A 13436-nucleotide genomic window follows, 5' to 3' on the forward strand; every position below is an offset into this window, starting at 1 on the left:
AGGAGGGACAAGAACCTCCATCTCCGGTTATCCCATTGATCTCTTTTGCTCCGGACCGCGCTTTGATACACTCTTTACATGTACGCGCGTACACCGTCGGACCGACATAAGCAAGCACAGCGGATAGGATCACTCGGTCACGCCGACCGGGTGAGCCTTCAGTGACCTGCCGACGCTGTAGAGCCAGACATCGACTTCCTGAGGTGTTCTGCCGGACGCCTCAGCTACCATCCGAACAAGTCGCACGTAAAAAAGCCAGTCGCTGACCTTCAGTGCCTTCGACCGCCTCTCTGGTCGGGAGCGCTCGTTGTCGAAATGCTCAATTGCCGCCCAGGCATTCACATCGATCACCGGCCAGCGTCTTGGTTCGGCCCACGCCAGAATGCACGACGCGGTCGCCAGGTTCACTCCGTCCAGCCCGAGGAGATACCTGATCGCCAACTCGTCATCTGTTGCTGACAGAGCCAGGCGGGTCAACGCCTCGATAGCTTCCGCCGAATTGGCTCCGATCGCAGCGCGGGTCTTCCCGGATAGCTTCCCTCCATTCTTGAGGAGAGCTATCTGCAAAAGCTCCTCGGGGTGAAGGTAGCCGCGAGCGGCAACGCCGATGGATGCGAAGGCCGCAATAAGTTTGGTGGGGTCCGACCGCGCCGAGGCGGACGGAAAGGCGCGTTTTGAATAGCAAAACTCCGCAAGCAGGCTTTCGTAGAGCGACACACTCGGCGAGCTAGACATCATCGCTCGATCCCGTCATGCCCCACATCCTGCCGCTGCGCGCCCCCCGCCCCGGCTTGGGTATATGATCAAGCGTGTAAGCTGGATAGGCGATGCCAATTTCAATGACCGCCGGCTCGTACGGCTTCCAGTCCTGATTTCGCGTCTTCAGCACACGGGCAATGCGGTCATTTGTCTCTTTATTGTTGTCAAGAAGTGCGTGTCGCAGCCGATGAGCTGCTGACATCGGTGCGCCAGTGTCCACAAGTGAACCGGTCGCCCAGTCGGCCATAAATTGGGCCCACGGAAAGGATTCGTCGTCGGGATGGTCCGCCAGCCGTATTCCGCCAGTCTCCCAAGGGCCATATAGTGTATACAGCAAGCCATCACTGCCAATAAACTCGCGAAGAGTTTCTATCTTTTGATGTTGCTCGTCGTCGACCTCATATGAGCCATTCGCGCGCATAATTTTGGCCTGAAAAAATAAAACGCTTGACGTCAAGACAGAGTTATTGCCAGCGCTGTTGTCATATCTTCTCATGCGAATAGCATAGTCTGATTGAGTTATCGCGCCCTCGTGGTTCTGACTGAACCCATGAGCAGTACAGATAAACTTGAAGTTCTCCGTAACTTCCTTTTCGCGCAATCCTGCCGAGAGCCGGTCGCAGAACATTTTTGCATTAAAGGGGAGAAAGGTGGGCGGCTCAGTCGCATCCAGAGACATAAGCAGGTTAGCAGTGCAGGCCGTTTCGCTGTGCCCGATCCTGCCAGGACGCACGTTGGAACTGACATATTCGTCTACACCCTCATAAAAGCGGAGAAAGTCCTCATTGAAATCAGCAAGCATATTCTTTCCTGATGTCGAACACTCGTGGAGCCCTGATTAGGATGAAGTGGTTTCCGATCGGTTGTTTGAGCGCACGTCTCGGTGACAACTTGGAGACAAGGTTTCGGAATTGCTACCACTAAGTGCAGGTCCTTTCGTTCGCAATTAATCAACCGACGGCATGCCATAGGGATCACGTTCTAGTACGTGAGCTTGAAGGGATATCCGCGATGCGAGCTGTTGAACTGTTTTGCGGTGCCGGTGGGATGTCGCGCGGCCTTCTTGATGCGGGCTTCAACATTGCAATGGCTTTTGATGCGTGGCCTGTCGCAGTCGAGGCCTACCGGCGAAACGTTGGTTCGCACGTCGAGGAAGCCAATCTTGGCGACCTTCTGACAGTAATCCCCAAGATCACTCGGCTAGCTCCGGACATGATCTGTGGCGGCCCCCCTTGTCAGGACTACTCCCTCGCCGGTCGGCGCATAGAGGGAGAGAACGCGAGCATGACGCTGGCGTTCGCAATGGTGGTCGTGACCGTTCGGCCGGAATGGTTCCTAATGGAGAATGTTACGCAAGCCGCGAGTTCGTCGGCTTGGGCCGAAGCAAAAGCAATGCTGAAACGAGCCGGGTATGGGCTCTCGGAATCCAAGATCAACTGCGCGCTTTACGGAGTCCCCCAGAAACGACGTCGTTTATTCGTCGTCGGACGGCTTGGAGAAAAAGACGGATTCCTGCAATCCTCGATCGCCGCAGCGGCTTCGGCGAGAGAGAGGACGGTACGCGACTCGCTGTTGCCAAACTACTTCAAAATGATGCCGGACGACGACGACTGCTTCCGGATATCTGATCTCAAAGTCGTCGCAGGCGGCCACCTTTACTCTCGGCCGCTCCAGAAGGGCAGAGCGGTCAGAACGGTCGACGAGGCGTTCGCGACCATTACCCGAACATCTGGAGAAGCGCCGACACCGCGTTATAGAGACCACTTTCACCTGGCTGATTCCGCGTCGATCGCCAAGGCAGCTACCCTCGATTTGAGACAGATATCCCGAATTCAGGGTTTTCCGCCCGCGTGGAACTGGACGCCAGCCTCGAAGCGCAACACCATGCAAATGATTGCGAACGCGGTTCCTCCGCCGGTCGCCAGAGCGATTGGGAGAGTCATTCTGGAGCGGCATCGCGGTCGAAGCTTCCCCCAAGTGCCGGGCGGTTTTCTAACTTGGCTAATCCGTCACGGCGGGAAATCGCGACCGGCCGCGTATAACTATAAATCCTATCTGCGTCGTGTCCGTCGAATATTGCGTGGCCGTACCTACGCGGACCTCGCGCTCGAATTGGCCGCATTGGAGGCTTCGCCTGAATTCGTCGCATTGCCCAAGCAACAGAAGTCCGATCTTCGGCAAGCGGTTCGACTCTTCGCGCAATACGGCGAGCGTCCACGCCAACCCGTCGCAGAACCAGGGGACCAAGCCAGGGTCGACACGGCGGCTCTAATGGCGCGCTGGGCCACCTTGAGAGCGCACGACCGGCACGATGCCTTCTACGAAGACGACGGCGGTACAATGGAAACGGTCACTTGAATCATATGCCTTAAACAGGGCACCGTATTTCTACCCGTCGAGAGTGGCACGTTCATTAACGTCTTGGGAACCATATTTTCTCGCGAAAAGTGGCGAATGATTACGCCGGGCCATCTCCCGAGACACTAGAATGACCAGCCTGCTTACCAACACAAGTGCCATGACCGCGCTGCAAACGCTGCGCAGCATCACGTCCGGTCTCGACAAGACCCAGCAGCAGGTGAGTAGTGGCTTGCGTGTAGGTAAGGCCGCCGACAACGCCGCCTACTGGTCTATCGCCACGACCATGAAGTCTGACAACAAAGCCTTGTCGGCGGTCTCCGACAGTATCGGGGTGGCCAAGGCGATCACCGATACGGCCTATGCCGCCATCGAAGAGGTGCTCGAGCATCTGAACGCGATGAAGGCCCTTCTCGTCACGGCGCGGTCGCTGCCGCCGGCGGAAAACATGGACACGTCGTCAGCCCATGGTTCCTATGTCGGTGCCGGTGGTCTCTACAGCGACGCCGACCCTGCCTACTCCAACACGATGCTGAAGAAAGTCGACGACGACATGACCCAGCATATCCAGGCGATCAACAGCGTCGTCGACTCGGCGAGCTTCAACGGCGTCAATCTCCTCCAGATGCCAAAGGACGGCTCGCACCTAACGAACGGTTCTTCGGCGACCTACGTCGTCAGCTATGCGAACGGCCAAGCCCAGACGATCGACATTTCCACTTCCGATTTCGCGATCTTCAATCCCAACTACGCCGGCGAAGGGGCGATGGCGAACCGCGTGGCGAACTACGGAGCGCTGGACGGGCGCGTCGTGTTCCCGACCCAGAACGCGACCACGGGCAGCTGGGGCATCATCGTCAACGGCATGAGTATCTTCAACGACAGCGTCGGCACCGATGTGTACGACAACATGGGCGTCAGTATCATATTCAACATGGAAGCATGGGTTATGGAAGGACAGACCCGCGAGAGCGTCTACGACGGCTTCATGGGCGAATTCGAAAAGCGTATCCAGAACGTGGTTTCCATCGGCTCGAAGCTGGGATCGGTCCAGAAGCAGCTCGACATGGCCGACGATTTCAACAAGAACCTGCGGGATTCCCACACGTCCGGCATCGGCCGCCTCGTCGATGCCGACATGGACGAAGAGTCCTCCAGGCTCTCCGCACTCCAGACGCAGCAGCAGCTTTCGATCCAGGCGCTGTCGATCGCGAACAGCGCTCCGCAGAGCCTTCTGTCCCTCTTCCGCCAATGATCAGTCAGCGCGTTCGCCTTCTCCGCCTGACGCGGTAGCTCTGTCCAGATGCGTTGCCAACAACATGGCGGGTATAAATACCCTCTCGGTGTTTTCCTGTGGGCGGGTGATTTCAGGAATGCCTCGCCGGGGGCAGTCGATCCCAGTGCCCGCCGTGCCGGCGGCGCGATGCTGCACTTCCTGCGGCTACCCTTGCTCCGGTCTCGGCATGCGCGAATTACCGCATCATCCCCCGGTGCCGGGGAACGCTATGCTTGCTGCTCCGATATGCTCATCTTTCGTCCTGGATGCGGTTCCTGCGTCGGAACGACCCACATGCCGCTTTGACAGGAAACCGTGCTGTACGACCACGGATGGAGCCTCGTACAGCATTACTATACGTGCAAGCGGGTCTGCCTACCTTTTTCATTTCCCACCCCGGCCGCCAAGCCTACCGACATGCTCGCTCTGGCAACGGCGGTGCCGTCCTCTACTCCGTTCCGGCCCTGCGGGTGACTGGCGCTGTGCGTGCCGGTCGGATTGGAGGCATCGGGACGGGGAACATCAAGAGTTCCGCCCTCCGGGCGGGTTCGATCTGGCCTGCGGCCCGCATCGAACGGGGAACAGCGCTTTTATCAAAACCTTTAAAATCCAAACGATCCGGTTAAAGCCTCCTCCGGCACATTGCAACCTTGCCGCGTTATCTCCTGGGCTCGCCTGCGGTATTGCGGTATAAAGAAAGGGTAATGAAATCAGAGAGGAAACTCGCTCAAATGGAAATTAAGCGAACAACCATTCCGGGTCTGACTTTCAACGTCGAGATTGAAGAGGTTAACCACCGTGACCCCTTTGGTGGCCTTATCTGGTACCTCGCAACACTATATCGACTCGACCAAAAGAACGCGGTCCGACGTGTACTTCGTCGCTCGCGTATCCCCGGAGCCGCCGATGAGATGCGCCGTGAGTTTCAACGGGACGGAATACAGGCATTCCGTCGCCTTGCGACAGTGTAAAGGAGGATAACGCCTATGCTCGCACTTCGCGTGTTGACACTTCCTATCGCCTTGGCAGCCTTTGCCATTCTCTACGTCGTAGCAACAAAAGCCCCTGACTTCGTAGAGTCTGCCAACATTCTCGTCTGGCTGTTGTTACTACCGGCTGCCTTCATCTGTCGCCTGTGGTCGGCGAGTAGAACTTGCAGCAGGAATTCAAAGAACTGAGTTCTTGAAATAACCGTCTAGTTGCAAATTGAAGACCTCGCAGATTGACTGAGGTCTTCGATTAACTGTTTGAATTTATTTTATAATTCAAGATTTCGATGGCTGGACAAATGCTCGAAAAACCCTCACGTTACTAGGGTGCACAGCAACGAGATGCATCAACCAAGTAAAGCCGGAAAACGCCTCCCCGCCCGCGCGGAGAAGCTTTGTCAAAATGAAAGGAACCTACGTATGCAACACCAGAGAGCTGAAATGAACATGCACCTTATTCCATGGCGGCCCGATGCTGATATTTTCGGCGAAGCTGCTGGCCTTGTGTATTGCGATCGCATCCTCGATCTTGTGGCGACCCCTACCAACGAGCGGTGCGCCTGGGACGTGGTCGACGGTTGTGACATCCTGGCATCCGGCATCGCGGGCAGCATGGCGGAGGCCAAGCGGGCAGCCGAAACAGCCGCAAGGCGCGAAGTCCTGCATATCGCATGAGGCAACCATCAGAAACCCGCTAGGTTGATTTCCTCGCGGGTTTTTCGTCAGGCCGGGTGCTGCCGAAGAAAAATCTTCGCCGCCGGTGCATTTTCCCTCTTGCGCCGCCCTCGGAATGCTCCAACACTTTGTATGTGGACAGTCACAAACGCACTTATCCACATCACATGAAATCCTGAAAAATGGAAACGAAATCAATGAACAACGTGCCTCGGCGCGCGGCGGAGCCGTGTCCGCAGGCCAAAGGAAAGGTAACGAATGAACATCAGCAAGATCATCGACGGTCTCCGCTACAACACTGCAACGGCAGAGGAAATCTGCTCTTTCGAAAGCGATACTGGCCGAGGGGATTTCCGCTACGAGGTCACGTCACTGTATCGGACGCCGCGGGGCCACTTCTTCCTCGCCGGCCGTGGCGGGCCAATGACACGCTGGGCTCGACCGGTCCAGGGCGGACGATCAGGTGGCGAGGGGCTGCATCCTGTCGGTACCGCGGAAGCCCGTGGCTTCGCCGAACAACATGCGGATGAGGACACCGTTGCCCGGTTCTTCGTGATCGAGGAGGCATGACATGGCTCCGGCCTCCTCCGACCCCCAGGCTCGTCCGCCGCGAAGAGACCGCGCGGACAGGCTGACCGTGAACCTGCCTGCCGGAACGCTCACGGCGCTCAAAATCCACGCTGTGTTGATTTGCACTGAGAAGTGACCCGGCATTTGCGCCGAGAATTGACCCGCCTCTTAGGTATGTTTCGGGTCGGTGGTGGTGGTCAAGTTCTTGCGTTTCTCCTTCGTGGTTTTAGGCTCATGAGCCGAGCTGTTCTTGAAGCGGAAGCTGTCGTTTCCGGTCTCGAGGATGTGGCAATGATGAGTGAGCCGGTCGAGCAGCGCGGTTGTCATCTTTGCATCTCCGAACACACTGGCCCATTCGCTGAAGCTCAGGTTGGTGGTGATGATGACGCTGGTGCGCTCGTATAGTTTGCTCAACAGATGGAAGAGCAACGCGCCACCTGAAGCGCTGAATGGCAGGTATCCAAGCTCGTCGAGAATGACGAGATCGGAGTGAACGAGGCGACTGGCGATCTGTCCCGAACGACCTTGGGCCTTCTCCTGCTCCAGCGCATTGACCAACTCGACGGTGGAGAAGAACCGGACCCGTTTGTGATGATGCTCGATGGCCTGGACGCCGATCGCGGTTGCGATATGCGTCTTGCCCGTGCCGGGACCACCGACCAGAACGATGTTGTTTGCGTCGTCGAGGAAGTCGCAGCGATGAAGCTGTTGCACGAGGGCCTCGTTGATCTCGCTGCTGGCGAAGTCGAAGCCGTTCAGATCACGGTAGGCGGGGAAGCGTGCCGTCTTGAGCTGATATGCGGTCGATCGGACCTCTCGTTCGGCCGTTTCGGCCTTGAGAAGCTGGGACAGGATCGGAATGGCAGCCTCGAACGCCGGCGATCCCTGTTCGGTCAGATCACCGACGGCGTGGGCCATCCCATGCATCTTCAATTGCCGTAGCATGATGACGATCGCGCCGCTTGCCGGGTTATGACGCATGGCGAACCTCCGTCTTTCTCAAGGTATCGTATCGCTCGACATTGGCCTTAGGCTCATTGGTGAGCGTCAGTGCCTGAGGTGCGTCGAGGGTCGGCGGTGTGGAGGATTTGCCGTCGACGAGGCGATGCAGCAGGTTCAGCACATGCGTTTTGGTCGGAACGCCGGACTTCAGCGCCATCTCGACGGCCGAGAGCACTGCTTGTTCGTCGTGCTGGAGAACAAGGGCCAGGATGTCGACCATCTCGCGATCGCCGCCCGGCTTTTTGAGCAGATATTGCTGCAAGCTCTTGAATGCCTCCGGCAGCTCGATGAAGGGAGCGCCGTTGCGTAGAGCGCCGGGCTTTCGCTGAACGACCGCCAGATAATGCCGCCAGTCGTAAATGGTCTGGCCCGGCCGGTCATGGGAACGATCAATGACGCGATGATGCTCGCAGACGATCTGACCTTCCGCGGCGACTACGACCCGATCTGGGTAGACGCGCAAGCTCACCGGTCGGTTGGCGAAGGATGCCGGGACGCTGTAGCGATTGCGTTCCAGATGCACGAGGCAGGTTGGTGTGACCCGCTTTGTGTATTCGACAAATCCGTCGAACGGTCTCGAAACGGGCATGAGAGCTGGGGCTTCCTCCGCCCAGATGTCGGCGATTGTGCCGTGCATCTGGCCATGTGGCGTCTTTGCCCAGAACTCCTTGCATCGAAGCTCAAGCCAGTCATTCAGGGCATCCAATGATGCAAAGCGCGGAACAGGTTGGAAGAAACGGTGACGGGCATCCTGCACGTTCTTCTCGACCTGTCCCTTCTCCCATCCGGACGCTGGATTGCAGAACTCGGGCTCGAACACGTAATGGCTAGCCATCGCCATGAAGCGCACGTTGACGTCGCGCTCCTTGCCACGGCCGACCTTGTCGATTGCCGTGCGCATGTTGTCGTAGATGCCGCGGCCGGGGATGCCGCCAAACACGCGGAATGCATGATTGTGGGCGTCGAACAGCATCTCGTGCGTCTGCAACAGATAGGCCCTGACGATGAAGGCGCGGCTGTAGCTTAGCTTCGTATGTGCGATCTGCAGCTTCGTGCGCTCATTGCCGATGATTGCCCAGTCCTCCGACCAGTCGAACTGGAAAGCCTCTCCGGGCTCGAATGCAAGAGGCACAAATGTCCCACGCCCCGTCGTCTGCAATTCCCTCTGCCGGTCTGCCTTCCATTCCCGTGCGAAGGCTGCAACACGGCAATAGGAACCGTCGTAGCCGAGGCCCACCAGGTCGGCATGGAGTTGCTTCAAAGTGCGCTTTTGCTTGCGCCCCTTCTTGGACTCCGTCTTTAGCCAGGCCGATAGCCGATCTGCGAATGGATCGAGTTTACTCGGCCGCTCCGGAACCTTGAACTGCGGCTCCACGCCATTCAAGCGCAGGTATTTGCGGATAGTATTCCGGGATAGGCCGGTCCTGCGGCATATCTCCCGGATGGATAAATGCTCTCTAAAATGCCAGCGTCGGATCACGCTCAATAACGCCATGTCGATCACTCCATAGCTCCCGCTGAAAACACGCGGAGCAAGGTTCAAAACATGGGTCAATTCTCGATGACAATATCCGGCAATGCCGGGTCACTTCTCAGTGCAAATCAACATAAGGGGGTAGAGCTATGTGCTTCCACTTCGAGTCTAGTCTTTCCGGCAGAAACTCAGGGCTATGAACGGAGGCATTGTCGAAAATGATTTCCCTCCTCCACCTATTGTCACGCTACCAGAGGTTTTTGCCACAACTGGATAGTCTCTTCCTCCAGCGTTGTATCGATCAACGCTACTGGTCCCCGCCAACCCACTTATTTCAATCGTCTGTTGCGGTAACTCCTCAATCGTGAGCGTATGCAATTCGGCACCGCCTGTTTCCTCAATGGAACGAGAGGATAGGTTCTCACCTTGGCCCGCCCCGATGATTGTCCGGCCGGCGGCTCCGGGATAGGACGTCCAGCCTGCAGGACATGCACGAGAGAACGCGATAACAGCCCCTGTCGGGATAGTGGCACGTTGGATCAAATCGTCCACGTTTAGAACCTTGATTTTCGCTAGCTCTGACTGCACAGCTCGATTGATTGCTTTTGAGGCGGCTTGGTCAACGGATTCTGTGGCTATTTGAGTTATCTTGGGTTCAATAATTTCCACTGTGGCCTTTTCGGCTTGGTTTCCGATTTCGATCTCAACCATGCTTTCTACGCGGGACTTGAGGTCTTGGAGTATCCTGTAGTCAATTACTTTCGAGTCAATGGTCATTAGCATGGAGTCTTTGGCATCTGCCAAGACCCTACTAATCTGGGTTTGCGTCTGATTCACGCTGTCGCTGAAAAACCATACGAATAATGCAACTCCAACGGCAGCTAGGGATGATACCCCAATGGTTATCCATCTAAATTGGCTCTGAAGAAATTCCCTATAGTTTTTGGCTTCCTCGGCCCAGACACGTCTCAGTCCGACGTCTTCTGCCCCAAGTATTCTTCTAACCTCGGCCTCCACTTCTTTCCGAAGGTCATCCGGCAGTTCAACCATGTGTCGCCTCCGCGGACCTGGAGCGATCTGTCAACCCTCAGCGGGTGAACCATCAACTGGAATGGTTTCACGGATCGCTACGCGTACATCGTTTCCGTCGGAATCTTTTGCCATCACTACCACCGGTGTTGAGGCCGACAATCCATTATCCAGTTGCTCCCTCTGGCTCCGGGCAAGGTCCCAGTAGTAGGATTTACTGGCCTCTATCGTATTAAAGCGGAAGGTTGGAAAATGGACTCGGGACGCGGGCCAATCGATTACATCATTTCCAGGCTGATATTCCTCGGATTCACTCAGAAAAATCACGCCTTGGTTTAGGGTGAAAATTCCTTCGAGATGCTCGAAACGATGTGCGACCCCGTTGGGGATTATCAGAGTTCTCCTTGCGTCGGGGGAGAACTGAATGGAGCATTGCTGATGTAGAGTTGCGGAATCCTCTCGGCAGTCAACGAAAACAACGGTTGCAACCCTTGCTGCGTCACCCAGGAACATCAGCCGGTCCTCTTGGCCCAAGTGTATACCGTACGCGTCATGGGTGTACTCCGCATCAAAGCCATGATCGACGATGTAATATGGGCGTCCGTCAAGGAGCGGAACGAAGCCTGAATGGGTCCCGCTAGGCAGAAAAGCATTTCCCCTCCACCCGAGCCCCTCTATCTCCCCAATTGGTTCCCAGTCTGGCATCACCGCGCGCGCAGCTTTCTCAGCGACCTTCAAGGTGTAAACCGTGCCATCTCCGGATTGGAAATCAGTCGTGTAGGGATAGGAATAGGATAGCTTGGGAATCGCCTCGCGTTGGCGATCGGAAACGATGCTATAGTAGATTTCTGATGCGGTATTTGTATTCTCTTCAAAAAGTTCGACCGACGCAGGGTCGGCATCTAGTTCGACGTTTATAACGTCGGCGTCCATGTCCCACTTGGTGGTCTTATCCAACCAAGCGTCAGGATTAGGCAGATAAAGATCATAGTTGTTTAGAGTTGCGACATTTTCCAACCCCGAAAAGCTGTGCGCAACACCTGGCGGTATATTCAACTCCCACTCGGAGCTGGGATTAAATCTCACCACCAGTTTGCGTCTAGCTGTCGGTGAAGTCATCCGGCAATCGAGAAAATGTCCTTGTATTTCTTGATTGGGCGCACCCAGAAACGTGAGCCGATCTTGTTGGCCTAGATGAATTCCATAGTGTCCGTAAGCAAAAGGTTCACTCCCATGAAAAACGACGTTCATTGGCCGAGTTCTAGGAAACGGCACAACATACGAATTTCCGCCGTTCCTGATGCGTACGTTAGATTTCCATTGCAAACCCTGAATCGCGGATAAGTCTGGCCGCTCACTGGAAGTCATTTGCCCCCCCTGTGTAATGCCCGCTGGACTTTCGCCCAGCGGGTCCAGATGCTCACTCACTTGGTTCCAAGTACTTCGATCTTATGACCGGCGGCAGATGCTTCCTGAATCAACTGATCGAGGGAAACACCTGGAAATGTCGATACGAAACTATCGACTGCCATCTGTTTGATGCCCGCGAGTGCGGCTGAGATGGCCTTGCCCTTTTCCGCTTTGTCCGAACTAGAAAGAACATAGTTGAGCATTAAGCTCTGCAGAGCTTGATCACCAACAACGGTTGAACTTCCTTGCCGAGAGACAATTCTCGTCACTGCGGCATCGAAGTTTCCTTCAATACCCGTTGGCTGCTTTTCATAAAGAGATGCGAAAAAATCCTTAGCAGACATTGCACACTCCCTCACGTTGCACATGGTTGCAGTGCCACTAAATCAAAAAGCAACAGCTAATGCAAGAAATACGTGCTATATGGGGAGTATTATTACAACAACAGGTGTTATCACCAAAACCCGACAAAGGGAATGTGCGATGCTATGGCATCACCGCTACTTCTCTTAAACCAGTTGGGGTCGCGAGCGCCTGACCAACCATCGTCGGGGCGAAAGAATAGACGGCGTGTGCCTGTTTAACCGAACTCACTTTGGTTCATTCGCATAGCCCGGGAAGTGCCACTGGCCTTTCAACTCTTGTTCGGCTAGAGCCGACAGGTATGGCTCCAGCTCAAGGAAATCTCGTTCTTCGCCCCAAAAGACGTGATCACGGAGATGCTCAAGACGGAAGCGGCTCTGCGGATCGATATCACCCGCTTTCGCAAGAACATCAAAGACGATGTCGACGTTCTGGAACATGTCGAACACAGGCGGCATATACTCATTGAAGCGAAAAAACCGATCCAGTGCGTGTGCCAGGTCTCTCGCCGCTCGACGCGTCACCTGGTTTTCGATCCGGTCAGCCAGCAGGTGAAGGTTGTCGGGAAAATAGGTGCTGTGGAAGCTGTCAACCGCGCGCCGCAGCCACGGATATAGGGAGGTCAGGTCGAGCAGGAGGTGCATGATCCGAAGGACCGGTTCCAGTTGGGCTACCGATGTCACCCTGCCGAAACACCCAAGACGCATAATTGCGATCACATCGCGAACCCACCGATCCGCCCAGAATAGTTGAGGAGAGGGCTCCGCCCGTGGCAGCCGCGGCATGACTTTGCCCCGAGTTCTAAGCTCGTCGTCGATCCACAATGCCGCATCTTTATACGATCGAAACCGCCTCCCCCGCTGCACTGCAATCAGCTCGCGATATTCGAGGAGGCTATATCCTACACCAGCCGCCGAAAGCTCCCGCACCGAAGCCGACAATCGCTTCCGGCGAGAAGAGAGCGTTGACTTGGCAACCTTGTCTTCTCGCCCGGAACCCCAGACGGCAGCCGCGAGCGCGTCCCGATCGATCAGCCCCGCATCTCGTCGGTGAAAGGTTTCATCGAGAACTGAGATCAGTTTTCGCGTTGGCTGCGTCAGCGACTTCACCTTCTTTGACCGGCGCGGGGCTACGCCCTGTCGAATGAGATGGCGTGAAACGGTCGATTTGGAACGCCCGGAGATCGCGGCTGTCCTTCGAACGCTCGGCTTCCCTGTTTCCACGGTCATCTCGTGAAGTTCCGCGACCAACAAGTAATCCGCTGCACGTTGTTCACTTGTTCGAGCGGGCTTTCGCTTGGGCGGATTGTATCGGTTAATGGTCCAACGGCAGACATCGTCGATGATTTTGGCGACCTCCCGATCGCTCAGATCATTCTTTCGTTCGATGGCGGTCGCAGACCTGTCAAGAGCCAGCTGAAGATGCTCACGCAAACCGACCAAGTCTTTTCCCGCTCTGTTTACGAAGCCATAGGCCTCATGACGCAGGAAATCGAATAACGCTGGATTGTCGCTCATATGGCCCCGACCGA

At 56.0% G+C, this 13436-nt stretch carries 12 protein-coding genes; 4 read left to right on the top strand and 8 right to left on the bottom strand.

Annotated elements, in window-relative coordinates; translation table 11 throughout:
- Positions 1–129: 129 nt before the first annotated feature.
- The gene (locus ACK9YZ_RS16925) at positions 130–738 is read right to left on the bottom strand and encodes a hypothetical protein (RefSeq protein WP_416064587.1); all 609 of its coding nucleotides are present in this window, start codon (positions 736–738) and stop codon (positions 130–132) included.
- On the bottom strand, positions 728–1561 hold the full coding sequence (locus ACK9YZ_RS16930; protein ID WP_416064588.1) for a hypothetical protein: 834 nt from the start codon (positions 1559–1561) through the stop codon (positions 728–730). Before ACK9YZ_RS16930 ends, ACK9YZ_RS16925 begins: the two co-directional genes overlap by 11 nt.
- Before the next feature lie 209 nt (positions 1562–1770).
- On the opposite strand from ACK9YZ_RS16930, the gene ACK9YZ_RS16935 reads away from it, so the two are divergent.
- The 4 genes from ACK9YZ_RS16935 to ACK9YZ_RS16950 all read left to right on the top strand — a co-directional run bounded on the left by ACK9YZ_RS16935 (position 1771) and on the right by ACK9YZ_RS16950 (position 6627).
- Positions 1771–3117 (top strand): DNA cytosine methyltransferase, encoded by a 1347-nt coding sequence (locus ACK9YZ_RS16935; RefSeq protein ID WP_416064589.1) that lies wholly within the window; start codon positions 1771–1773, stop codon positions 3115–3117.
- A 130-nt stretch (positions 3118–3247) separates the two neighbouring features.
- Complete coding sequence (locus tag ACK9YZ_RS16940; RefSeq protein ID WP_416064590.1) at positions 3248–4372, top strand: flagellin; 1125 nt, start codon at positions 3248–3250, stop codon at positions 4370–4372.
- A 1451-nt stretch (positions 4373–5823) separates the two neighbouring features.
- The gene (locus ACK9YZ_RS16945; RefSeq protein WP_416064591.1) at positions 5824–6057 is read left to right on the top strand and encodes a hypothetical protein; all 234 of its coding nucleotides are present in this window, start codon (positions 5824–5826) and stop codon (positions 6055–6057) included.
- A gap of 258 nt (positions 6058–6315) precedes the next feature.
- Positions 6316–6627: a hypothetical protein gene (locus ACK9YZ_RS16950; protein WP_416064592.1), complete on the top strand. Its 312-nt coding sequence runs from the start codon at positions 6316–6318 to the stop codon at positions 6625–6627.
- A 168-nt stretch (positions 6628–6795) separates the two neighbouring features.
- Here the strand turns inward: ACK9YZ_RS16950 and istB are convergent, their stop codons facing one another.
- The 6 genes from istB to ACK9YZ_RS16980 form a co-directional block, all read right to left on the bottom strand.
- Positions 6796–7608: an IS21-like element helper ATPase IstB gene (gene istB / locus ACK9YZ_RS16955; protein ID WP_416064593.1), complete on the bottom strand. Its 813-nt coding sequence runs from the start codon at positions 7606–7608 to the stop codon at positions 6796–6798.
- The gene (gene istA, locus ACK9YZ_RS16960; protein ID WP_416064594.1) at positions 7598–9124 is read right to left on the bottom strand and encodes an IS21 family transposase; all 1527 of its coding nucleotides are present in this window, start codon (positions 9122–9124) and stop codon (positions 7598–7600) included. The genes istB and istA overlap by 11 nt, the downstream gene beginning before the upstream one ends.
- Positions 9125–9271: 147 nt before the next feature.
- Positions 9272–10153, bottom strand: a complete 882-nt coding sequence (locus ACK9YZ_RS16965) for a phage tail protein (protein WP_416064595.1) — start codon at positions 10151–10153, stop codon at positions 9272–9274.
- Between the two features lie 30 nt (positions 10154–10183).
- Positions 10184–11383, bottom strand: a complete 1200-nt coding sequence (locus ACK9YZ_RS16970; protein ID WP_416064596.1) for a dTDP-4-dehydrorhamnose 3,5-epimerase family protein — start codon at positions 11381–11383, stop codon at positions 10184–10186.
- 173 nt (positions 11384–11556) lie between these two features.
- Positions 11557–11886: a hypothetical protein gene (locus tag ACK9YZ_RS16975; protein WP_416064597.1), complete on the bottom strand. Its 330-nt coding sequence runs from the start codon at positions 11884–11886 to the stop codon at positions 11557–11559.
- A gap of 246 nt (positions 11887–12132) precedes the next feature.
- A complete protein-coding gene (locus tag ACK9YZ_RS16980; protein ID WP_416064598.1) occupies positions 12133–13422 on the bottom strand; it encodes a hypothetical protein in 1290 nt (429 codons plus the stop codon).
- Positions 13423–13436 lie beyond the last annotated feature (14 nt).

Origin of the sequence: Rhizobium sp. ZK1, from assembly GCF_047782645.1 — a bacterium.
Lineage (GTDB): Bacteria > Pseudomonadota > Alphaproteobacteria > Rhizobiales > Rhizobiaceae > Rhizobium.